Genomic DNA, 248 nt, shown 5'->3' with positions numbered 1-248 from the left:
CTGACTGTAGATCTCCCGCTTTTTACTGACAACCGTCAGGACAGAAACCGCGCTGCTGCGCACTATCAGGTTGGCGCAGCTAAATCTCAGAAAGACCTGCTCCTTGCTCAGATGAACGCCAGAGTCAATGCCTTGCTGGCTGACAGACAAAGTCAGACAGAGCGGCTGGACCGTTATCAGAACAGTTTGCTGCCACAGGCAAAAGAAAGGACCAAAGCTGTTGAACGTGGCTATCAGAATAACACCGC

The 248-nt window shown here is 51.6% G+C and carries 1 protein-coding gene; it reads left to right on the top strand.

What is annotated here, in order from left to right; genetic code table 11:
* Positions 1 to 248 (top strand): TolC family protein (locus ACYP03_RS27360; RefSeq protein WP_459782852.1); only part of this gene is annotated, 248 nt, incomplete at both ends.

It is taken from the genome of Photobacterium sp. R1 (genome assembly GCF_054600795.1).
This window is presented reverse-complemented; position numbering and strand designations above follow the sequence as displayed.